At 70.4% G+C, this 21,879-nt stretch carries 24 protein-coding genes; 8 read left to right on the top strand and 16 right to left on the bottom strand.

All coding sequences use genetic code 11. The features are described 5' to 3' along the window. Positions 1 to 43 precede the first annotated feature (43 nt). Entirely contained in the window at positions 44 to 238 is a 195-nt protein-coding gene (locus ACTVZO_RS40300; protein ID WP_443303546.1) for a hypothetical protein, read from the top strand. A gap of 96 nt (positions 239 to 334) precedes the next feature. Next, positions 335 to 1,168 (top strand): DUF2786 domain-containing protein, encoded by an 834-nt coding sequence (locus ACTVZO_RS40295; RefSeq protein ID WP_443303545.1) that lies wholly within the window; start codon positions 335 to 337, stop codon positions 1,166 to 1,168. Positions 1,169 to 1,284: 116 nt separating this feature from the next. Here the strand turns inward: ACTVZO_RS40295 and ACTVZO_RS40290 are convergent, their stop codons facing one another. From ACTVZO_RS40290 to ACTVZO_RS40270, 5 genes are all read right to left on the bottom strand, one after another. Continuing rightward, on the bottom strand, positions 1,285 to 1,872 hold the full coding sequence (locus tag ACTVZO_RS40290; RefSeq protein ID WP_443303544.1) for a hypothetical protein: 588 nt from the start codon (positions 1,870 to 1,872) through the stop codon (positions 1,285 to 1,287). 188 nt (positions 1,873 to 2,060) lie between these two features. Further along, positions 2,061 to 2,321 carry a hypothetical protein gene (locus ACTVZO_RS40285; RefSeq protein ID WP_443303543.1) on the bottom strand — a complete coding sequence of 87 codons (261 nt, stop codon included), beginning with the start codon at positions 2,319 to 2,321 and terminating at the stop codon, positions 2,061 to 2,063. Continuing rightward, complete coding sequence (locus ACTVZO_RS40280) at positions 2,318 to 2,977, bottom strand: hypothetical protein (protein WP_443303542.1); 660 nt, start codon at positions 2,975 to 2,977, stop codon at positions 2,318 to 2,320. Before ACTVZO_RS40280 ends, ACTVZO_RS40285 begins: the two co-directional genes overlap by 4 nt. 32 nt (positions 2,978 to 3,009) lie before the next feature. Beyond that, complete coding sequence (locus ACTVZO_RS40275) at positions 3,010 to 3,453, bottom strand: hypothetical protein (protein WP_443303541.1); 444 nt, start codon at positions 3,451 to 3,453, stop codon at positions 3,010 to 3,012. A 64-nt stretch (positions 3,454 to 3,517) separates the two neighbouring features. After that, positions 3,518 to 4,078, bottom strand: coding sequence for a hypothetical protein (locus tag ACTVZO_RS40270; RefSeq protein ID WP_443303540.1), 561 nt, complete (start codon positions 4,076 to 4,078; stop codon positions 3,518 to 3,520). A 314-nt stretch (positions 4,079 to 4,392) separates the two neighbouring features. Between ACTVZO_RS40270 and ACTVZO_RS40265 the strand changes: the two genes are divergently transcribed. From ACTVZO_RS40265 to ACTVZO_RS40255, 3 genes are read left to right on the top strand one after another with little or no spacing between them, the layout of a single operon-like run. Then, the gene (locus tag ACTVZO_RS40265) at positions 4,393 to 5,124 is read left to right on the top strand and encodes a hypothetical protein (protein WP_443303539.1); all 732 of its coding nucleotides are present in this window, start codon (positions 4,393 to 4,395) and stop codon (positions 5,122 to 5,124) included. A 32-nt stretch (positions 5,125 to 5,156) separates the two neighbouring features. Next, the gene (locus tag ACTVZO_RS40260) at positions 5,157 to 5,852 is read left to right on the top strand and encodes a GNAT family N-acetyltransferase (protein ID WP_443303538.1); all 696 of its coding nucleotides are present in this window, start codon (positions 5,157 to 5,159) and stop codon (positions 5,850 to 5,852) included. Positions 5,853 to 5,907: 55 nt separating this feature from the next. Beyond that, entirely contained in the window at positions 5,908 to 6,075 is a 168-nt protein-coding gene (locus ACTVZO_RS40255; RefSeq protein ID WP_443303537.1) for a hypothetical protein, read from the top strand. Positions 6,076 to 6,582: 507 nt separating this feature from the next. Here ACTVZO_RS40255 and ACTVZO_RS40250 read toward each other — a convergent pair. Then, positions 6,583 to 6,909, bottom strand: coding sequence for a hypothetical protein (locus ACTVZO_RS40250; protein ID WP_443303536.1), 327 nt, complete (start codon positions 6,907 to 6,909; stop codon positions 6,583 to 6,585). A gap of 349 nt (positions 6,910 to 7,258) precedes the next feature. Here ACTVZO_RS40250 and tap point away from each other — a divergent pair, with 349 nt between their 5' ends. From tap to ACTVZO_RS40235, 3 genes are read left to right on the top strand one after another with little or no spacing between them, the layout of a single operon-like run. After that, the gene (gene tap / locus ACTVZO_RS40245; protein ID WP_443303535.1) at positions 7,259 to 9,754 is read left to right on the top strand and encodes a telomere-associated protein Tap; all 2,496 of its coding nucleotides are present in this window, start codon (positions 7,259 to 7,261) and stop codon (positions 9,752 to 9,754) included. Positions 9,755 to 9,762: 8 nt separating this feature from the next. After that, the gene (gene tpg, locus ACTVZO_RS40240; RefSeq protein WP_443303534.1) at positions 9,763 to 10,335 is read left to right on the top strand and encodes a telomere-protecting terminal protein Tpg; all 573 of its coding nucleotides are present in this window, start codon (positions 9,763 to 9,765) and stop codon (positions 10,333 to 10,335) included. Between the two features lie 43 nt (positions 10,336 to 10,378). Further along, a complete protein-coding gene (locus ACTVZO_RS40235) occupies positions 10,379 to 12,730 on the top strand; it encodes a Helicase associated domain protein (RefSeq protein WP_443303532.1) in 2,352 nt (783 codons plus the stop codon). Between the two features lie 34 nt (positions 12,731 to 12,764). On the opposite strand, the gene ACTVZO_RS40230 is transcribed toward ACTVZO_RS40235, so the two are convergent. From ACTVZO_RS40230 to ACTVZO_RS40185, 10 genes are all read right to left on the bottom strand, one after another. Next, entirely contained in the window at positions 12,765 to 13,322 is a 558-nt protein-coding gene (locus tag ACTVZO_RS40230) for a hypothetical protein (RefSeq protein ID WP_443303531.1), read from the bottom strand. A gap of 402 nt (positions 13,323 to 13,724) precedes the next feature. Continuing rightward, positions 13,725 to 14,099 carry a hypothetical protein gene (locus tag ACTVZO_RS40225; protein ID WP_443303530.1) on the bottom strand — a complete coding sequence of 125 codons (375 nt, stop codon included), beginning with the start codon at positions 14,097 to 14,099 and terminating at the stop codon, positions 13,725 to 13,727. 10 nt (positions 14,100 to 14,109) lie between these two features. Next, a complete protein-coding gene (locus ACTVZO_RS40220; protein WP_443303529.1) occupies positions 14,110 to 14,724 on the bottom strand; it encodes a hypothetical protein in 615 nt (204 codons plus the stop codon). A gap of 160 nt (positions 14,725 to 14,884) precedes the next feature. Then, positions 14,885 to 15,718 (bottom strand): SDR family oxidoreductase, encoded by an 834-nt coding sequence (locus ACTVZO_RS40215; protein ID WP_443303528.1) that lies wholly within the window; start codon positions 15,716 to 15,718, stop codon positions 14,885 to 14,887. Between the two features lie 20 nt (positions 15,719 to 15,738). Next, positions 15,739 to 16,551: a class I SAM-dependent methyltransferase gene (locus tag ACTVZO_RS40210; protein ID WP_443303527.1), complete on the bottom strand. Its 813-nt coding sequence runs from the start codon at positions 16,549 to 16,551 to the stop codon at positions 15,739 to 15,741. A gap of 186 nt (positions 16,552 to 16,737) precedes the next feature. After that, positions 16,738 to 20,358 (bottom strand): LysM peptidoglycan-binding domain-containing protein, encoded by a 3,621-nt coding sequence (locus ACTVZO_RS40205; RefSeq protein ID WP_443303526.1) that lies wholly within the window; start codon positions 20,356 to 20,358, stop codon positions 16,738 to 16,740. Positions 20,359 to 20,363: 5 nt separating this feature from the next. Continuing rightward, the gene (locus ACTVZO_RS40200) at positions 20,364 to 20,792 is read right to left on the bottom strand and encodes a pilus assembly protein TadG-related protein (protein WP_422517577.1); all 429 of its coding nucleotides are present in this window, start codon (positions 20,790 to 20,792) and stop codon (positions 20,364 to 20,366) included. 13 nt (positions 20,793 to 20,805) lie between these two features. Next, positions 20,806 to 21,255: a TadE/TadG family type IV pilus assembly protein gene (locus ACTVZO_RS40195; RefSeq protein ID WP_443303525.1), complete on the bottom strand. Its 450-nt coding sequence runs from the start codon at positions 21,253 to 21,255 to the stop codon at positions 20,806 to 20,808. Continuing rightward, entirely contained in the window at positions 21,252 to 21,599 is a 348-nt protein-coding gene (locus ACTVZO_RS40190; protein ID WP_443303524.1) for a TadE family protein, read from the bottom strand. Before ACTVZO_RS40190 ends, ACTVZO_RS40195 begins: the two co-directional genes overlap by 4 nt. Before the next feature lie 71 nt (positions 21,600 to 21,670). Continuing rightward, positions 21,671 to 21,868, bottom strand: coding sequence for a hypothetical protein (locus tag ACTVZO_RS40185; RefSeq protein ID WP_422517580.1), 198 nt, complete (start codon positions 21,866 to 21,868; stop codon positions 21,671 to 21,673). Positions 21,869 to 21,879: the final 11 nt, after the last annotated feature.

The raw sequence follows: 21,879 nt of genomic DNA, 5'->3' as shown, positions 1-21,879 counted from the left end.
GCGACCCGGTGAGACCGGCCCTGCCGTCGCACCGGGCTGCACCATGGTCCGGCCAAGCCCCGCCCGACAGCGGGCCCGGGACGCCAGCCGGGAAGCCAACCGGGACGTCCTCCACGGCCTCGGCGTGGACGTCACCACCGCGGTCAACGCCCAGCTCTCCCAGCTACGCGACCGCCGCCCCCTGCACGACACCCCGCGTATGCCGCCGCCCGAGGCATACGCGCCTCAGCCCGCGTAGGTACCGCCTTCACGAGAGCCCGCCGACCGCCGGGGCCGGGAGCCCAGCCCCGGCACCGGACCTGGAACGCGTGTTCACCTTGGATAGGCTGACCGGATGGGGGACATGATGAGCGACCTGGCGCGGCTCGCCGGGATGGCCGGGCTTGGCACGCTGCTCGTCGCCGCGTTCATCGCCTGGGCGCGCCGGGAGTTCGGCCGTGCGGTCACGCTGCTGGTATTCGCCTTCGCCGCGTCGGTCGCCATGTACGCGGGGCCAGACCTGGTGGCGGCCGTCACGGATGCGCCGGTCCGTTCCGGGGGCGACACCGCCGGTGACGGAGATGCCGGCGGGTTCCCGTTCTGGATCCTCTGGGCGGCTCTCGGCCTGGCCGCCACGGCCGGCGTCGTGGGCACGGCGGCTCGATTCCTGGACCGTCGGCGCCGCCGCAGGGCGGACAGCCGTCGACGAGCTGCCGCCGACCTCGCCCGGCGCCAGGCCCTTGAGACCGATCACGACGCGGTCCGCGAGGCGTACGGGACGTACGCCGCCGACGTCCTTCAATTCCTGGACCGGCCGGCCCTCGCCGACGTCACAGACCCCCGAACCGTCGCGTTTCTGCACGCCATCGACGCCGCAGCCGACGCCCGACGGGGAACTGACCTCGACACATACCGGCAGGCTGTCAGCTCCTTGAAAACCGCGTGGCAGGCCGCCGACGAGCACGCCCGCAAGTCTGGCACCCACCACCTGCCCAAGTCGGAGCAGACCGCCATCGCCAGAGCCCGCGCGCTCCTTGAACTCGCACTGGACGGGCGCAGCGGTGCCCAAGAGCGCCAGGCAGCCTACGTCAAGGCGCGCGCCCTCCTCGACGGAGTCGTGACCATCCCCCGCCAGGCCGCCGCGCAACTCGAAGCACACCACCGTCTCGCCCTCCCCGCGAAGCGGTGATGAGCGGGCTGCCCGGCGAGCAGTCGCCGGGACGCCACCGCCGAGAGGCGACCACCGCGACGTGAGCACCCCCGACCGCCCCTGATCGTACGGAGCGATGTCCCAGCGGGGGCCGGTCACATGACGCTGATCAACACCGGGTGGCCTGAAGGAAGACGCCCGAGGCCGTCGATCCCGAAGGGGACGCCGGGACGGGTGCGCAGGGCGTGCACGCCGGTGGACGCCATCTCAAGGGCGGCCGTCGGGTCGCCGGCGCTGTCGACGAGCAGCTGCACGTGCATGCGCCGGAAGTCGTCGCGGACCTCGAGTCCGCTCAGGACCACCGGCAGGTGGGACAGGGCGCTGGCCCACGGCAGGAGACCACGCAGGAGTTCGGAGGTGGCCCGCGTGGAGGTGGCCCGGTCGGCCGGGGTGCGGTTGCTGAGCGTCGGGTGGGTGCCTGCGACGAGCACGAGGCCCCCGGGCAGATCCGTGGTCAGGGTGTAGGTGTAGGAGTCGGCGCCCAGGGCGGAGAAGACCGGCGCGGCGCCGGTCGCGGCGGCGAGGCGGTCTACGCTGCCGCGCTGATCGGCCATCGTGACGCCCTCGGCGAAGGTGACCTGAGCGTCCCGGCCGGCGAGCGTGAGCTGCAGGGGCTCCAGCGGGCCGGCGCTGTCCAGGACGGCGGCGACACCGCGCAGCAGATCGGGAAGGGCAGGGCGCATGCCGTCATTGTTCCCGTTCCGGCAAGGGCCCCGCTACACGATCGAGAAGACCCCTACAGCGGGATCCGGCCCACGCCGTAGGGGCTCGGCCGGATCCCGCCGGGCGGCCCCGAGCCGAAGGACAAGGACAGGGCAGGCGCGGCATCACGTGGGGCTGCCCGGGGAGGGCCGCACCTGTCGGGTGGCTGCTACCGGCGGGCGTCCTGAACTGCGTTTTCGGGGATGCCCAGGTAGCCGGCGAGAGCGGCCGGGGTGCGGGCTGTGAACGTGTGGGCGCTGCGATAGAGCGAGATGTCGTCCGGGCCGCTGATCTCGAATCCGTCGGAGAACAGGTCGATGCCGACGGCACCGGCGTCGACCGCGGCGCGAAGGGCGGCGGCGAGTACCTGCTCCCCGGTCTCTTCGTTGGCCTTGGCCTGGCTCTGCTGCGGGTGCGGGCTGGTCGTCATCGTGTCTCTCCCAGGTCGATGTAGGGCAGATATGCGTATCGGTCGTCTTCGTCCAGATCGCGGAGCTCCTCGGGAAGGGAGGCGAAGACGACTCCGGCCTCGTGCAGCTCCTGGACGATGTGGTCGAGCGCGGTCTCGTTCGTCAGGTCGTGGGGCAGCCAGGTGCGGGCGACGTCTTCGGGCACGGCGGGTAGCTGGCCGACGCCGTAGAAGGTCCGCAGCGTGCTCCCGTCGGCGGAGACGGTGCGCCTCAGGGCAACCGAATCCTCGGTGATGTCCAAGACGATGTGCGCGGCTTCGGGGAACAGCTGGCGCAGCGGCGCGGTGAACGCGGCCTCCGCAGCGGCCGACTCCTCGTTCAGACGCTCGTGTGCGGCGCGCATCCGGGCGTAGGCGGAGACCTGCTGGCTGCCGATGCCGTCGGTGATGTCGGCCTGGTCCGGTTCTTCGTCGCCTTCGCCTTCCTGCGCCATCAGGATGCGGGCTCGCTCGGCCAGTTCGTGTTGCCGCTCGGAGAGGTCGGTCCGGTCGCCGTACAGGGCGTCGACGGCGGTGCGCACCAGGCCCTCCACCTCGATCGGGGTGAAGTCGGCGCTGATACCGACGAGTTCGACGCAGTCGGGAGTGTGGGAGTGGGAAGCGGGGGGATGGGACATGGTTCGCTCCGGTGTTCGGGTTCGGTGACGGGTTAGGTGTCCTGGACGGTCAGGAGCACCGGCGGGCGGCCGTAGGACAGGCTGACGGCGTCCAGCGCCAGACGGCCGAGGTCGGTGAGGTCGTCCCGCCCTGCGGTCCAGAAGCCGGCGAAGCACTCCGAGATCGGGGTGCCGGGTTCCGCTCCGGGGTCGCGTAGCGCCCAACTGGCGCCGGTGGTGCCCAGTAGCAGCGCGCCCAGGAGTCCCGTGGACCGCTGCGAGACCTCGATGTCGTGTTCGTCGAAGTCGGGGAAGGCGGTGCGCCACGGGTCACGGTCGCCGATTGCCTCTTCGGCGTGGAGGGCGTGCAGGAGCAGCCCGGGGGAGCACACCACCATGGGCTCGTCGTGGGCTTCGGGCCACAGGGCGTAGACGCTGGTGCCGCAGCCGCCGTAGCTGTCCAGGCGGGTGGGCCAGGTGAGTAGTGAACCGGTCATGGCGGTGTGGTCCATCCGCCGCCAGTGGGTTGTCACAGCAGTCCTCCAGTGGTGGTTGCGCTCGTCAGATGCGGGCGTAGGCGGCGAGGACGACGCCGAGGATTCCGTCCTCGTTGGCGTCCGGGTTGGTGACCTCGTTGTCGTCGAAGAAGGCGGCGGCGGCCTGGAAGGCGGCGGGCAGCAGCGTTCCGTCGGCCGGGTACTGGTAGCCCTCGCGTTCGGTGTCGAGCGCGAAGTTGAAGGTGAAGTTCCAGGTGCCGTGTTCGTGGACCGGGGCGGTGGCGAGGTTGATGCCCTCGCCGATCACCAGCGCCGTCTGCCAGGCTGTCCAGTTGGTCGTGAAGGCCGGGCGGGCGAGTCTGGCGATCAGCAGGCGCGCCCTCGTCAGCGAGTGGAGCTGGGTCAGGCGGCTTGCCGGGGTGGGCGGCGTACCGTCGGTGGTCTCGTAGACGTCGTACATCGGATGATCGGGGAACCGGTGTGAGCCGTGGACGACGAAAGTGCGCTCGCGGTCGGTGATCTGCCATCGCAGCCGCCCGGCGGGGGCACCGGACGGTTCCACCAGCTGGACGGCATTCTGTTCCTGGTCCCACGTGAACGGGATCGACACGGTGGTGTCCTTCATGGTGGGAACGGGCGGCCGGGAAGTGCCCCGACGAGGGCGTTCGAACGAGAGCGGCGTAGCCGCGCCGGCTGGCTCACGGAACCCCGCAAGGGCAGAAGCCCCCGCAAACCCTTGACTGCTTAATTCTAGGAGAGAGGATATTGTCGAGTCAAGCAGGATCGGACACTCTTGGGAAGTTGCTTAAATCTATGAGTCTGTATAGTCTGTGGATGTCTCCAAGGGTCACGGAGGTCGTCACCGCCGCCCGCTGGCCGGCATCCGACGGCACGCCGGTCCCCGTGCCGCCCCTTTCACCCTGTTGGGAGCTTGAAGACGTGAAGCGAAGCCTGCGCCGCCACATAGAGGCCGCCATCAACGAGTCCTGGAACCCCCGCTGCCAGAACAGCCGCGGCCAGGTCGCGGTCGTCCTGTCGTTTCCCGAGACCGCGTTCCCCGATGCTCCGCAGTGGAGCCCCGGGCCCGACTTCTACGCCACGGCGGGCGAGTACGCATGGCGCCGGGACAACTCCGACGGGACCTCGACTGTGGCCGTCGCGGGGGTCGGTCCCAAGGAACGGCCCGCTGCCGACGGCGGCCTGTGGACCGAACCGGAGGTCTGGACAGCGACCGCACCGAGTGACGGCCCCTTCATGGACAGCGGCGCCATGTGGGACAAGCCGCACCGCGTCACCTGGTTGCTCGACGAGCCCGAGGCGGTCATCCACCGCGAGCCGTATGCGGGGCACCCCTCCGCGGCCGTCGACGACTACTGGGAAGCGTTCGAGGAGAAATGGGGTTTCGTCCCGCGCCGGATGCACCGGGGCGAGTACCCGTACGCCGACCACCGCCGGTGGGCCGTACTGCACACCGAACCGGCATGGAAGGACATGCCCGGCGAAGTGGAACTGCTGGAGACGGCGGTCTTCCTCGCCCGGACCTTCGGGGCCAAGGCCAAGGCGTACGGCTACGACCCGCAGCGCCGCACCACCCGCGACCCGATGGGCACCTCCTACGACCACACGCTCACCAGCGTGCTCCGCCGAGTAGACCCCTTCACCCGCCGCTGACCATCGCCCACCGCTTCCGGGAGTCCTCCGCCATGTCCTCTTCCCTTCCCGCGGCCCAGTCCGCACTGGACACCGTCCCGTTCACGATCCGCGTCGCGGGCCATGCCGACACCGCAGCCTTCATGGAGCTGATCGCTCACGCCGACCCCAACGACCCCGACCCCTTCGGCCTCGCGCGGGACATCCTGGCCCGGCGCCCCGAACGGCCTCTCTCCCACCACCGGGACCTGTGCCTACTCGCCGAGGACGGCACCGGCACCGTCGTGGGTGCCCTGCTCGGCGGGGTCCCCCGGTGGCTCCTGGAGCACCCCGGCATCGACACCCTGGCCCTTGCCGACCGGATGGTCTCGCGCCTGGGCATGATCCACGCCGTGGCCGTCCACCCCGACCACCGCCGCCGGGGCATCGGCCAGGCACTGATCCAGCGGGCGGAACAGCGGTTCGCGCAGGCGGGGTACGGCTTGATGACCCTCAATCACGCACCCGAGTTGGACGACTACTACCGCAGCCTCGGGTACACCGTGGACGACGCGCTCCTCGTACACCTGCCCCAGCAACGGCTGATCGGCATGACCACCGACGACACCCGGATGTCCGCCAAGCCGCTGCACCCGTCGGTCCGCCTTGCCGACGTCCCCGGCGCACCCCACCGGGTCATCACCAGCCTCCTGCCCGGTGCCGCCCTCCCGCCCGGCGCCTCCTTCGACGGCACCCGCCTCCAGTACTGACCCAGTCGGGCCCGGCCATCGCACCGGCCGGGCCCGGGTACCGAAACGAGGTCCCGTGACCCACTTGCACATCGCCGAGCGCTGCATCCACAGCGAGACCAAGCGCAACCTGTGCGACCACAAAGTCCCCTGGAGGAAGTACCGGGTGCGCGGCGTCCCGTGCGAGCCCTCGTTCTGCGAGACCGCCCGCCGCACCCAGGCCCAGGACGCCGAGAGCGACTGACCGGCGAGGGTCCTGCCTGAGCCCCCTGCCCCCGGCCGCCCGGCACTGGCCAACGCCGGCCCCGCAGCCCCGCGCGCAGCTCACCCCCCGCCGACGCGACCACGAAACGAGGAACACCCCGTGCCCCGCTTCCGCTTCACACATCACGGCAGCCCCGAGAGTTACGAAGCCCTGCTCTCCACCTGGACGGCCTTCTGCAACCGCCACGGCATACCCCCGCCGCACCCCGCTCCCCGACCGGCGACGCCGAGCTGGACGCCTCGAACGCCATCCACGAGTACCGCGAGCGCCCGCTCGCGCAGATGGTCCGGATCTCCCTCCCGGCACCGCTGGGACGGCTCCGCCCCGGCCGCTACCGATGGATCGCCCGGAAGTACTGGCGCATGAACCCGACGCGGCTGTGGTGGACCACCCATGTCTGGGACGAGGTGCGCGCCGACTGGCAGGACCGTGGACGGCCGGCCCGAAACGGGTCGGCTGAGCCGGCTGAAGCAGAGAATCTGCAGGTCAAGGGGTCATCGACGTCCTACCCACCGCCGAGCCCAGCTGACGCGCGGCGCTTTCCGGATCAGCTCGGACAGCATCAAGCGCGATCTGTACCCCCGCCACATCCATCGCGCGGTACAGACCGTGCTGGTTGGTGACGAACGTGGGGTTGCCCAGGCCATCCCGGGGCGCGAGCCGGTAGCCAGGCGGCAGGGGATCACCGTCGGCGGTCCGCTCGACCAGCCACAGCCGCCAGACGACGCCGTGCGGATCCTCCGCCTCGTACGTATCACTGCCGTAGCCGCCGACCGTGCTCCACTGCGGCAGGGGGCCGTCTGCGTAGGTCACGACGCTACTTCCTCCGGGCCGCCCGTTGCCGGGCCCGCCGAGCCGCACTCCCCGTGAGCTGACTGCCGAACGTTTCGAGACTCAGCACAGACTTGGCAACGCCACCCTTCCCGAGGGAGCGGTCAACCCGCTCCAGGCTCGCTGATTGCTCCGACTGCTGTTCCGCAGACATCGCGACTTCTCCCTCGACTGGACCGTTGGACGAGCTACTGAAGAACCTACTGAAATCTTCACTGCCGTACCGAAGTCTTCGGCGCCGTCCGGCATCCGATACTTCCGCAGCATCGTAAGAGGCTTCTCGGATGTTGGGATTGAGTTAGAATTGTGTCTGTTTCAGGAGGAGGGTGGCATGGCTGATCTGGGCAGCACCGAGGGGGACGCGCTCACTCTGGCGCTGAGCCTGGGACCCGTCCCGCCTATGCCGTCGCCGGCGGAGCGTGAACGTCTGCGAGAGGCCTGGGGCTGGAGTAAGCGGCAGCTCGCCGACTACCTCGGGGTCAAGCGGGAGACGATCTGGGCATGGGAGAAGCCCGGCGGCTCTACTCCTCGGGGGGCCAAGGGGCAGGCGTACGCCCGCCTGCTGGACCGCATGCGCCGTCAGCTCGATGACACCGGATCCGCCACCACGGTGAACGAGGCCCCAGCCGAGACGCTGCCGGACACCGGAGCGGACGCGGAACCCTCCACGCCGGCCACGCACGCCCCGCAGCCGACCGCGCCTCCCGCGGCCCAGCAGCTTGCGATGGAACTCCCGGACGACGTAGTGGAGATGGAGGTCCCCGAGTCGGACCCCGCCCCTACCGTCCCCATCGGGCCGGTCCCGTTCGACGATCCCGACGCCGTCCGGGACCTTCCGGACGGAAGTATGCGCAACTGCGTGCGCTGCGGACGGCCCACCAGTATCCTGGTGGGCGGTGAGCCCCGCCACCTCTACACCGCCGCCTCTGCCGCGGTCGCTCCGCCGTGCTGGGCCACCACTCTGGCGTCCGCCCTCCCCCCGGCCTCCCCGACCGCGCCGGCCTCTGCCGAGCCGGACGCGGCGCAACCCGTCACCGCCCCCGCGCCGCCCGCCCCTGTGCTCGCAGGGCCTCCTGCCAGCGCCGCGGATCAGCCGGTACCGGCCACGGTCCGCCGGGCCCGGCCGCGCCCCGCCGCCGCGGCCTTCTCCGACGGTCCGCTGGCGGTCCTGGAGGCCGCCGACGGACACCTGGTCGCACACCTGGTCGACGGACGCGTCCTGGACTGCCCGGCCAGGTCCATCCCGGCACTGGCCACGTGGACGCTCGACAAGACCCACCTCGGCAGTGCGAAGCTCCACCACCACGGATTCGACGGCGACCCCCTGGTCGTCCTGACCGCCGGCGCGGCCGAATACCTCGGGCTGCCTCCGGCCCTCGAAGACCGCGCCGACCTGCGACTCGACGCCAAGCACAAGGTGGTCAAGCAGATCATCAAGGCCGGCTGGGAGCTGCCCTACCGCGGCTTCGGACCGTGGCCGCGCGTTTTCCAGCGGGTCCAGCACGGGCGCCGCTCGGTCCAGCTCGCCGTCCTGCCCTGGGACGCGCTGGAGAAGCGGGTGTGGGGCGACACTGTGGACCAGCCCGCCCCCGAGATCGCCCGGCGGCTCGGCCTGTACGCCGAGCGCGTCATCACCCCCCGCGGGACCACGGGCGTCAACAGCCACGAGCTGATGGCGTCGGTACGCCCCAAGACCCGCGCGGAGAAGGACGGGGAGACCGGCACCTGGCGCTCCGCGCCCGTCGCCGGCTCGCTGCAGGGCCCGGTCGATCCCGCTCCGCCGGAGGCACTGGACGAACACCCCTTGATCCACGAGCTCTTCCCCGACGGCCGGCCCCAGTCGGAGGCCCTCAACGAGGAGGCCTGCCAGTGGGTGCGCCCCTACGAGCTGATCACCCCTGAGGAACGCGCCCAGCCCATGGTGGTGGGTCTGGACCTGATCACCGCGTTCCTGGCCGCAGCCAACAACACGCGCGTCGGCCTCGGGCCCGCCGAGTTTGTCGAGCACCCGCGCTTCGACAAGCGCACCGACATCCCCGGCTCGTGGTGGGTCGACCTGTCCCACATCGAGATCGACCCCCGCATGCCCAACCCGTTCACGCCCAGCGGGCAACGGCCGACCGGCCCGGCCTGGTACGCGACCCCGACGCTCTCCTACGCCGTGGAGCTCGGCGCGAGCATCCAGCCGACGAAGGCCTGGCTCCGGCCGGACAACGGCCTGTACCTCACCCCCTGGTACGCGCGGCTACGCGACGCGTACCTGGCCACGATGGCGGACCTCGGCGTGCACATCCCCGCCAAGGGCGAAGAACTCGACGAGCGCGCGTTCCTGAAGGAGATGGCCCGGCACAAGCAGGGCGATCCCGGCGCCGTCGCGCTGCTGGCGGCGATCAAGGCGACGGCCAAGTCGGGCATCGGCAAGCTCCAGGAACGGCCGCAGGGCGACTCGTACATCGACGGGGAGCCCTGGCCGGCGCTGAAGAGGGCACTGTGGCGCCCCGACATCCGCGCCGCCGTGCTCTCCCGGGCCCGCGTCAACATGCACCGCAAGCTGATGAAGACGGCCGAGCTCACCGGCCTCTACCCGCTGGCGATCCTGACCGACTGCGTCACCTACGCCTCCCCCGGGCCCTCGCCGCTCGACATCCTGCCGCACACGGCCGACGGCAAGCCCGCCAAGGGAGCCTTCGCTCTCGGCGTGAGCCCCGGCTCGGTCAAGCACCAGGGCACCGAAACCATGGCCTGGGCCCTGTCGCAGCTCGAGCAGGGCATCAACATCGCCAACTACATCGGCGGCGGCAACTCCGCCATCGACGACGGAGAGTGACACGCACCATGGGGAAGATCGAGGACTCGCTCGACGCGGCGTTCACCAACGCCGTCTCCAAGCCCATGCCCAAGTCCATCGGCGCCCGGGTCCGGTTCCTGCTGTCCAAGGAGAAGACCGACAACCCCGCCGAGGCCGCCCGCCTCCTCGCCGAGAAGCTCGGCTGCCACCAGCGCACCGTCGAGCGCTACCGGGACGACCAGGTGAAGAAGCCCAAGGCGGACATGGCGGGGAAGATCGAGGACCTGACCCGCCAGCTGTGGCAGCCCAAGGTCCGTGCCGACCGGGCGAAGAAGGCGGCCACGATCACCGGCATCCGGGTCGCCCTGCGCGGCCAGTTCGGGTTCACCGCGGCCCCCGGAACGACCAACGACCCCCGTCAGCGCCGGATCACCCGCACCCTGCCCCCCGAGTACGCCCAGGCACTGTTCAACGCCCGGCAGGCCGGCGCGAGCGAGGACGAGCTCGGACAGATCCTCGCCGACGGCCTGGCCGAGGTGTACTTCACCGACGGCGGCACCCGCGCCCCCGGACTGGCCGTCACCCTCGACGACCTCGACTACCTCACCATCCAGTACTGACCTCCGCACCCGCCCACCCTCCTTCCGAAAGGACGACCCCGCCGTGACCGCCACCGCCGCCACACCGCGCCGCATGCGCCTGCGCTCGCACCAGGCACGCGCCGTGCACTGCGCGACGACGGCACTGCGCCACGGCACCCGCACCACCGTCGTCTCCGCCTGTGGCACCGGCAAGACAGTCATCGCGGCCCGCGTCGCCCAGCAGGTCGTACGCCACGGCCACCAGCTCGTGCTGCTGCCCACCCTCGAACTCCTCGCCCAGACCATCGCCGAATGGCGGGAGGCCGGACACACCGGCCCCGTCATGGCCATGTGCCACCGCCGCCCGATCGTCCCCGGCGAACACGTCCCCGCCAGTACCCGCCCCGGCTACCTGGCCGCCTGGATCAACGACAACCCCGACGGCACGGTCTTCGCCCTCTACCAGTCCCTCAACAAGATCCATAAAGCCCACCGGGACCACAAACTCGGCCCCTGGGCTCTGATCAGCGTCGACGAAGCCCACCGCACGAGCGGGTTCATCGGGAAGGAATGGGCGGCCGTCCATGACGACGAACTCATCCCCGCCGGCCGCCGCGCCTACTACACCGCCACTCCCCGGATCTGGTCGGCTGGCGACGCGGAGGACCCCTCTCTCGTCGCGTCGATGGCCGACACCCAGCTCTACGGCGACACCTCCTTCCGCCTCCCGCTGGCCGAGGCCATCGACATGCAGCTCCTGGCCGACTACCGCGTCGTCGTACTGGAAGTCCACGAAGCCGAACTGCGCACACGCCTGGGCCTGCCCGACAAGGCCGCCGAGGCCGAACTCCGGGCAGCAGCCCTCCAGGTCGCCGTGCTACGCGCCATGAAACAGCTCGACCTGCGTCGTGTCGTCACCTTCCACCACCGCGTGGCCGACGCCCACGACTTCGCCGACACCTTCCAGGCCACCGCCCGGCACCTGGCCTCGCTCGCCGCCCCCGGGGCCGTCTTCCCAGACCCGGAGCAGCTGTGGGCTCGTGGGATCGACGGTACCCAGTCCAGCGATCTTCGCCGCTCCCTGCTGAACACCTTCGACGGCCGGCCCGATGACGGAAGTACGCCGGTCGAACGGACCGTGATCGCCAACGCACGCCTCCTGGGCGAGGGGGTGAACATTCCTTCGATCGACTGCGTCGTCTTCGCCGACACCAAGGACAGCGTCGTCGACACCGTGCAGGCCATCGGCCGGGCGCTGCGGCAGCACCCTGGCGCCGGGAAGAAGGCGACCATCCTGGTCCCACTGTTCGTCGCCCCCCACCAGGACGCGAACGACCTTCTGGACTCGCCCGTCTACAGGCCGTTGTGGAAGGTCCTCCAGGCGCTGAAGGCGCACGACGACCGGCTCGCCGACCGCCTGGCCGTGCCGCAGACCCGCACCGAATACGACGACGAGACCGACCAGCGCGAGCCGGAGCAGGACCAACGGCTCCTGATGGACCGCACCTTCCCCGACGACACCCTCGCGCTGGCGCTCCGCCTACGGGTCCTCCACCCGCGAGACGCCGCCTGGCAGCGCGGACTGGCCGCCGCCGAGCAGTACTTCGCTACCCGCGGCCACCTCGACGTCCCCCAGCTCTTCGACGACGAGAACGGCCTCGCGCTCGGCCGGTGGATCAACTACGCCCGGCAGATGTACGCCGCCCACCGCCTGCGCCCGAAACGGATCAAGGAACTCAACGCGATCGGCATGATCTGGGACCTGCGCAAGCAGGCTGCCGAGCGGGGCCTGACCCACGCACGCCTCTACGTGCAAGAACACGGCCACCTCGCCGTACCCGCGGACGCGGTCGTCGGCGACTACACGTTCGGCCGCTGGCTGGTCAACTGCCGGCGTAACGCGCGGCAGCGCGCCGCCAAGGGCCAGGAACCTGATGCCGTGGAGACACAGCTGGCCGAGCTGGACGAATGGTGGAACCCGGACTGGCCGGTCACCTGGCAGCGCGAGTACATCACCGCCCGCCGCTACAGCGAGGCGAGCATCAACCTCGATGACGTCCCGCGCGACTTCGTCACCGACGAAAACGAGCCTCTCGGCGAGTGGATCTACCAGCAGAGCATCGCCTTCGACCAGCTCCACCCCGACCAGGTCCGCCTGCTGACGGAGATCGGCATCACCCCGATCCAGCCGGCGCCGACCGGCCGGGAACTGCGCCAGCAGCGCCAGCTCGACCACGGCCTGGCCGCCGTCGCCGCCTTCCGAGCCCAGCACGGCGAGGACGCACCCATCCGCCAGCGCGACACGGTCATGGTCGTGGGCGAGGAGGTGAAGGTGGGCCAGTTCATCAACAACCTGCGCAAGCGCCTGGACCGGCTCACCCCCGAGCAGATGCAGCAGGTCACCGCCGCAGGGCTGACACCGGCCAGCACCTGACCGAGGCCAGGTACGGGCCGGCCCGGCTGCCTCGTCAGCTTTCGGCGGGCGGCCGCAGCTGGCGCAGAACCTCGTCCTGCTGGGCGGCGGTCAGGCCCAGAGACGGGTCGTACATCCCCAGCGGCGGCACGTCGACGACGACCGGCTCGTACGCGAAGGGATCCAGCGCGGGTGCGGGCCAAGGCCCGGACAGCGAAGGCTGGGTATCCAAGTCGAAGATCAGAACACTCGAGTAGTGGACCCCTGCGGCAGCGGCGAAGTCCGCGGCGGTGGGCGGGTCGGACCTGACCATGGTCTTCTCGGAGCCTCCCCGCTGAAAGAGCGACGCCAGATCGGAAGCGCTGGACGACAACTCCCGGACCCGGGAACCGGAAGGCCGGTCGGACACGGTGGCCAGCTCGGTGCTGCTCAGCAGGCGCACGGCTTCCTCCCGGCCCTCCTTGTTGAGGACGGCAGGCAGCACCCCCCGCGCAGCGGCATCCTCGACACGGCGCAGAGCCTGTTGGTAGGTGAGACCGGTGGCGTCACGGAGCGCCTTGGTGATCTGCTGGCGGTTGCTGCTGAGCGGCTTCTTCTTGTGCGGATGTGCCATAGCGGGCTCCTGACCCTGGGCTACTGAGCGTCCCACCACGACAAGCACCAAGGGGCTGCGGATCGTCGGCGCGGAACCGGATCTCACCTCCCGGGCGGCAGCACGGTTCACCTTCGGCCGGAGGTGGGTCCGCGCCGGGTACGCACAGGGAGGTACGCGAATACACCGTACCAACAAGGTCGGACAGCAAGACCCGAGCGGCCTGGGACGAACTGCCCTCCGCGTCCCTGGCCGCCAGCTGCCGAGCCTGTCAGGGGCGGTCAGACTGGCGACGGCGTCGGCTACGGCGCACCGACGAAACCCTGTGACCAGGAGCCATGCGTTCGCATCCGGCGGTCTTTTCCACGTTGGCGGCGATCGTTTCCCACCATTTTGCAGAGATTGCCGCTGATGAGAGTGAGCTCATGGTCCGTCGCGCCTCACCTCAGAGTGCGGTTCGAACGTATCGGTAGCGAGGTTCTCCTCCCACCAGGTCACCCAGCGGTTCGGATAGAGGAACCTGACTCCGCAAGGACAGATCACATCTGGGTTCTCGCCCGGCTCCCCGTCCAGGGTGAGGCCCAGATCCATGCTGCATGCCGGGCAGGCAGCGTGCCGCATCTCCCACCCCCCGTCACCGACGGGCACCTCGTAGTAGATGCGACCCGTGAAACGGATCCACTTCTTGGCCATCAAACCCCCAGGTCCGAGATATGCCGTTATGGTCTCGCGTGGCTTGCCGCCGCGCATCCAGTTGCGGCCAGAGCGGGTTTCGTCGGTGACGCAGGAGAGTTTCATCGGTGCCCCGCTACGTTCCGACGGGAACCGGGTTGACCAGTCCACACAGCGCCGCCGCGTCGTCGCCCGACACGGTTCCCTGCACCACTTGGGCTGCGACTTGCCTGACCTTCAGCCAGTGCGGTGCCAGCAGCTCGTCCGCGACTGCCCAGTGCCGCCAGTAGTCCCACGGGTCCAGCTCGTCGCCGGTGCCGTTGCGGACTAGCTGCTGCGCGAACTCCCAGTCGGCGGTCCCGCCGCGCTCCGCGAAGAACGCCCTCTCGGCGGTCACCATTCCGGTCTCGCGCAGCGACCACATGTGTGCGCTCACGCCAGCCGCGAGCACGGTCAGCACCGTCTTCTTCGTGGCGTCGAACATGACCCGCTCGTTGGAGCCCTCGACACGGGTCACAGGGCCGCAGTCCCTGGTGATCTCGGTCGACTCCAGCGTGATGGCCGGGATGTGCACGCCGAGCAGGAACGCCGCGACCGCATGCCCGGCTTCGTGGATTGCAACTGCGGCCGTGACGTTCCCGACGTCCAGGCCCTCGCCGTGCTCCTGGCAGCAGATGACCCGCTGCGGCGGCGGGTTGAAGTAAGGGCCCTCGCCGCACCAGAAGTACGGCGGCTGCCCGGTGGTCGTCATGGTGCCCACTCTCGCAGGAGGCTCCCACGGCCACGCGCCCCGGGGCCGTGCGACGGAACGACGCTAGAACTCGCGTTCTGGCCCGCGGCTTGTGATGGTGCCTCACCGCGCAGTGGATCAACTGCCCCATTGGCAAAAGCGGGCCGGCGCACGCCGACGTTTAGGCCGCTGGGGTGAGGAACTGGTGGCCGCCGCGCAGCGTGGTGTTCAGCTTGCGCTGGGTCGCGCTGCTGTCGAGGCGGACGTCGACCGCCCCGGGAAGGGTGCTGTCGGCCCGTAGGCCTGTGGGCAGTCGGGATTCATCGAGTCCATCGCGCCTGGCGATGAGGGTGCCGAGTTCATGACGGCTCAGGGCCTGGCTTCCGCCGAGGTGGTGGATGCCGGTCGCATCTCCCGACGCGAGTTCCAGGAGAGCTGCGGCTAAATCGCTCACATGGACTGGGCAACGGATGTCGTCCGTGAACAGGACGCCGGCGCGGGTTCCGGTGGCAAGTTCGTGGACAGCGCGTTCGTGCTCGGACTGCCCGTCTCCGATGATCAACGAGGTACGGGCCGCCACGGCGTCCGGATGCACGAGGAGAACCCCGGTCTCAGCCGCGGCCTTCGCTGCCCCGTACGGGGTGATGGGATCGGGCAGGCAAGACTCGTCGTAGGGGACGGGGGAAGTGACGCCGGAGAACACGGCGTCGCTGGAGACATGGACCAGACGACTCCCGGACTTCGCCGCAGCCATGGCCAGGCGGACGGGTCCCTCGGCCGTGACCTTCCAGTCCGCCTTGCCGCTGGACGCGTTGACGACGACACGAGGGCTGACCTCGGCCACGACCGATTCCACACTTCCGGGATCCCGCAGGTCGAGGGCGTGCCACGCGACCGCCCGGGTGCTCCCCGGCCTGGTCGCGTAGGTCGCTGCCGTCGTGTGCCCGGCAGCTACTGCTTGCCGAACCAGCTCGGCGCCCAAGAATCCGGACCCGCCCACGATCAGAATCTTCATGACGCGACACCCTAGACCGGTCAGGTCCGGGCGATGGCAAGAACGTGGGCAGAGGCGTCGGTGAGCGCAGGGTGCGGTTCCGCGAGACGCGCCGCGGCGAGCGCGGCGTCATACATCGCCGTGCCCAGGAGGTTGGTGTCGGTGTACTTCTCGATGGCCTTGACCGCGACCCAGCCCGGTCCTTCGATGCCGTAGAGGGTGGGGTCGCAGAGTCCGGCCTCGGTGACCTCGGCGCGGAGCTCCGTTGAGGTCTGGAAGTAGGCGACGGTGAAGCCGCGCTGTCCGGCGTAACGGCCCTGGTCGAGGGTGTCGCGCACTCCATCCTGGATGGCGGGCTCAGTGATGCCAGTGGTGGCGATGTAGTCCAGGAGGGGGGAGTAGCGGGAGATCGCGGCGGCGGCGATGAGACCGGCGGGCCGGGCCACACGGGCGGCCTCGGTCAGCGCGGACAGCCGGTCGGCCTTGTTGTGAAGATGGTAGAGAGGGCCGAGGAGCAGCACGACGTCGTACGTGCCGGCTGCCGCGGTGAGGTGGCGTGCGTCGCCGAGCTCGGCCGTCACGCCGTCGAGGGCGGCGGCCTGGCTGACGTGCTTGGGCACGGGGTCCACGACGTGCACGGTGTAGCCGTCCTCGGCGAGCCAACGGGCGTGGGTTCCGGGGCCGCCCCCCACGTCAAGTACGCGAGCTGGCGCCGGCGGGAGGTGGCGGCGGAGTAACTCCCGGGTGCGTACCAGTTCCAGGGTGCCAGTGGCGGTGGCGTGCAGCCGCGCGGCCTCGTCGGACCGGGTGTAGAAGTCGATGATCTCCGGGCGTACCGCGGGGTTGCTCGTCACGGGGGACTCCACGTCGTGAGGGACTGGTGGTGTCCGGCAGGGTAGGGGACATGACGAAGTGATCACCGCGATTTTCGGTTGCCCGCGAAGACCGCCGAGGGACCCAACGGCGTCCAGGGAGCACGCGGTTGGGCGGATGCCCTCCCGGAAGCCGTGTGCTCAGCCTCGCGGGAGGGCGATCCCAGATCAGGCGGACGCGATGCGGTTCGCGTCCATCAGCGCGTTGATCAAGGAAACCGTCTCGGGCGCAGAATCGCACCCACTTTCGATAGCGATGCGTGACAGCTGATGGGCTGTGCGGTCCAGCCCCTGCCGGTCGCCGGTCTCGCTGTAGATGGTGAACAGGTCGCGGTAGAGCAACTCGCTCATCTGGTCGCAGATCAAACCTCGGGAGGCGGCCGCGAGCGCGGCACGGTAGTCGCGCGCGGCCAGACGCCGGGTGGCGAGCTCATGCGCGACGTCCACGGTCGCGGAGATCATCTCCTGGATGTCGTACTCGGCCCAGCAGTACTTGGACTGGTTGATGTCACTGAAGGGGCGGCCACGCACCAACGCCAGGGCGTTGGCCAGTGCCGTGTCCGCGTCCGTGCCGGTCCCGTGCATTCCTTCCTGGTAGTACTCCTGGAACCGCTGCCAGTCGGTGCTGACGTCGTCGTTGAGGCTGTACACGCCTCCGACGATCGGCGGCAGGTAGGCGCTGTGCGGGTCGTCGACCGCCAGCAGGGGGTCGCGGCCGAGCCAGGCCCGCAGCTTGGAGACGTTGGTGTTGCGGTCGTCGGCGCGCACACGCTGGCCGGGCCAGATGGCCTCGTCGAGCTCGTGGCGTGACTTGCCCGGGTGCAGGGCCAGCCACGCGGCGATCTCGGTGAGGCCGTTGCGTCGGTTGCTCTCGACCTTGCCGAGCGTGCTGATCACGTCGACGGGGCCGAGGACGCGGATCTGCGGGGCGGACGGCGGCTCCGGCGTGGTGTTCAGCGCGGCCAGGACACTGGAAGTGACCGCGGTGACCCGCGCAACCGGACGCATCGGAGCCGCAGCCTCGGAAGCGGGTTCCGCGGACACCGGCCGGCCCAGCGCGGCGGGGGACAGGCCGGAGTCCTCCTCATCGGACTGTTCGGCAGCTGTGCCGTCCAGATCGGCCGGCTCGTCCTGATCGTCGGCGTCCACGGTCTGCTCCGCAGGGGGCACGTCCTCCTGTTCGTCGAGGACATCCTGGAGGGCCTCGTCGAAGAGCTCCTTGGACACCGGCCGCACGCTCGGCGCAATCTCGGCCTCTTCCTCGGCGGGATCTTCCGCGTGACCTGTCACCGCGCCGGTGACGGACGGGGCCAGGGCGCTGAAGCTGGGTACCGCGGTGGCGAGCGAGGAAGTGACCGGACTGAGCGAGACCTGCATCAACGGAGCCGCTGGCGACTCGGCGGGCTGCTCCTCGCCGGCGTCGGCGAGCGAGCCTTCCTCCGAGGTGTCGCCTTCTTCCTCGTCCTGGGCGAGAGCCGAGTCTCCCCTCGGGGCAAGTGCGCTGGGCCCGTTCGGCGCGGGCGTGCCGTCGGGAGCGTGTGTCCAGGCCGGAGCGGGGACGTCGTCGGTGCGGTCGGCCGTGGCCAGCAGTTCGATCAGCGGGAGGTACGCCGCTGCCTCCAGGCGTTGCAACGTGACCGCGAGGTCCAGGCCCGGAAGTTGTACTGCGCTGCCGGGTACCGCTGGGAGAGTCCACGCTCCGGAGACCGCCAGCCGGGTGCCGGCTCCGGTGACCAGGGCGCTGGCGGTCCTGGGGCGGGAGGCGAACAAGTCGGTCAGATCGTCGGCTTCCTCAACCGAGGGTTCCAGCGGCGAGATAAGGATCTTGGGAACCCAGGTGTCGCCTCCGCCGTCGGCCAGGCGGGCGTCGTCGAGACCGCCGAACTCCCCGGCGTCCAGCGCACCCCGCTGCAGCGCGTCGTGAGCGCGCAGTTCGGGAAGGGCCCGCGCCAGGTCCTCCTGGTGCTCGACCCGGACGGGGAAGACGCCAGCGAGTTCGGCGCCGAGGCCCGCGAGGACCACCGTGGTGTCGTCCGACAGCCCGGAGGAGGCCAGCTCGACGGCCATGCCGAGCATGACGGCGCGGACATCCGCGTCGGTGCCGCTCAGGTGCAGCGCCCCGATGGACTCCAGGTTGACCAGGACCGGTTCGCCTTCGCCGGTCTCTCCGAGGCTGACGAGCGCCGGGTAGGGGGGCGTGATGTCCCGGGCCTTGTCGTCATCCAGGAGGCGGGTGGGGCGCGTCGGGCACCACCAGAGGTCCGGGTTCTCGTCCATCTCGCTGAAGGGCGCGATCTGGGGCGTCGGCGCCGCCAGGTGCACCTCCAGTCCGCGGGTGGTGATCCGGATGGCCTCGAGCTGGGGGAGCGGTCGGCCGGTCTTGGCGCAGTTCGCCGCGAGGGTGCGCAGGGCCCGGTCCACGAGCTGGATCCCCGACAGGTCGGAGGCGGCCCGCAGATCGCTTTCGAACTGGGCGGCCTGGCCGGCGGGAATGGGGATGCGGCGGCGCGGGCGGCGGCGGCGCTGCTGGAGTGCGCGGCGCCCGGCGATGACGGCGAGGACCCCGGCGGCCGTGATGCTGCCGGCCGCAGCGACCGTGCGCAGCATGTCCTGGTCTTGGCCGTCGGAGGCAGGAGCCTGCTCGGCGGGGGCGACAGTCGGCGCCTGCTCGGCCGGCGTGGGTGCCTGGGCCGTGGGGGCCGCAGGGGTCTGCGCCGCGCTCGGCTGCTGCGGCGCCGACGTGGCCGGCGCGGGTGCGGCCTGGTCGGGTCCGCGGGTGGGCACCTGGGCCGGAGGCGTCGCGTTCTCGGGAGCGGGAACGGCCGTCTCCGGCGCCGCCGATTCAGCGCTGGGAGATTCCGCCCCGTGCGCGCCGGCGGCGGGTACCTTCAGCTCCCATCCCGGGTGGATGTCGTCGGGGTCGGTGAAGGTCCGGCCGTCCGCCTGCTCGTCGCCCAGGTTCATCTCAGCGATCTCCGGGTACTCGTCGGCGTCGCCGAGGACGTCCTTGGCGATGGACGACAGCGTCTCGCCCGCCCGCACGGTGTGGGTGTCGGCCTGTACTGAAGTGCTGCCTGCGGTCTGGGCCTTCAGCCCGGTCGCCGCCTGGTCCGCCGGCGCGGCGTCGGAGGGCAGCCGCAGAACCCAGCCGGGCTGCAGATCCGTGGTGTCCGCGGTGATCAGCGTGCCGTCGGCCTGGGGGACGTCCTTGTTGACGTCGATGATGCGGTGCCACTCGATCCCGCCGCCGAGCTGCTGCTCGGCGATGTCCCACAGGGTGTCGCCCGCCACGACGCGGTGTACCGGCCCGTCGTAGGCGCTGCTGGTCGCCGTGGTCGACGTGGTCGACGTCTGCGGGGCCGTGGAGGCTTGCGGGACGGCCGAGGCGACCGCGGCCACCGGTGCGGCGCTCGCAGGCGAGGCGAACGCGGTCCCGGTCGGCAGGAGAATCAGGATGCCGCCGACGAGCGCGCCGGCGAGTTGCTGGGAGCCGCCGAGGAGCCTGATGCGTGGCGCGCTGCGGTGCCGAAGGGCCGCGCCGGTCTCCAGGACTACGGAGATGACGAACGTGCCATACCCGTACCAGCCGATCAGCGTGATCGCCCCGAGGAACAGGGCCCCGCTGTCTGGGCTGGTCAGGGCCGTGCCGACTTCGTCCAGGCTTGGCAGGTGGTCGGGCAGGACTCCGACGGTGAGCAGCGCGTACGGCACGCCGGCCAGGAGCACGGCGAGGGCGACCAGCGCGAGGAGCGCGCGCAGGATCGTGGCGGTGGTGCTTCGGTTGTTCATTGCTGCTACCCCCGGTAGACCAGGCTCGCGCGGCCTTGGCCGGTGACGGACCAGTCGCCGCTTCCGAGGAAGACGGGCTGGTAGTGCTCGTTGACGGTGACCTCCAGGGAGCCCCCGTCTTCGCTGACGCTGACCGATCCGGTGACGCCTGCGTTGCTCAGGTAGGAGCGCGCGGCGGCGACCGCGGCGTTGCGGTCCACGCTCACACCGCCGCCGGAGATGACCTTTCCGGCGTCGACGGCCTGCCCGCCGGCCCTGGCCGCCTCGTGGGCCACGCCCTCGGCATGCGTGCGGGCACGCAGTTTGCCGCCGCCGTCGACTACGAGTGCGGCGACGGCGAGCAGGGCCACGATGGTGACGAGGACGAACAGGCTCATCGAGCCGCGGTCACTCGACAGGGCACGGCGTACGCGGTGGGCGAGGGCGGGATTCATGCGTTCTTCCTGGTCAGCCGCGCTGGCGGTACGAGTCGATCGGCGAGGTGAACGAACTGGACATGGTTTTGGATCCAGGCAGCCCAGGCAGTGCGATATCGGACAGATTTACGACACAGGTCACCGTGGCGGTGGTGGAGGCGGGTTCACCGATCCGCGCGGAGAACCCGCCCGTGCTGATGGACACCGACGTGCTCGTGCACTGCAGGCCCTGCTGGGCCAGGACCTCGCGCGCCGTCTCCTGGCCGGCGCTGCTCGCCGACCCGCCGTTGCGTTCCAGGGACGCGGCACGGGCCGCGTTGCGCGCGGCCGAGTCGACCGCGTTGTGGGATGAGGTCACGCGGCCGGTGGCCACCACGAGCAGCAGCACCATGATCAGTACGGGGAAGAGCACCATCGCCTCAAGCGACAGCGCCCCGCGATCGCACTGTGTGTGCCGCAGCCGGTGCACGAGGGTCTTCATCGCGCCTCCGTGATGCGCTCGGCGGCGGCATCCGCGTGCTGGTCGATCTTGAGGCGGAGGCCGGGAACCATGGTGTCGACGTAGCCGGTTACCCGGATCCGTACCGTCGCCCCCTTACTGCCGCTCACGGCAGTGTCGGAGATGCTGCCGCCCGCCCTGGACAGGAAGTCCCGGGCCTCCGCGGTGCCGGCGCCGATCGATGCTCCGCGGACCCGCGAGGACTCCACACCCAGCTGCGCCGCCGAAAGCGCGACGTTGCGGGCATGCCACCACAGCCCGACGTGCACGACGAGCAGGATGATCAGCAGCACGGCGGGGAAGACGATGAGCATTTCAAGGCTCATCGCGCCGCGGTCCCGCGCGCCGCGGTCGGCGAGCGTGCGGGACCAACGTCGGACAGCCCTGCGGGGCCAGGTCACTTGATCTCTTTCGCCTTCTCGTTGACCTTGGTGAGGATGACACCGGCGGCTATGGCCGCGACGACGACGAGACCGGCGACGATCATCATCGTCTCGATGGAGATCGCTCCGCGGTCGTCGCGGACCTGACGCAGCTTCTCCAGGCGGGCCCCGAAGTAGACCTTGAGGAAGTCGAAGGTCGAGTCTTTCTGCATGGCGAAGTTCC

Source organism: Streptomyces sp. IBSNAI002, assembly GCF_052244475.1.
Lineage (GTDB): Bacteria > Actinomycetota > Actinomycetes > Streptomycetales > Streptomycetaceae > Streptomyces.
This window is presented reverse-complemented; position numbering and strand designations above follow the sequence as displayed.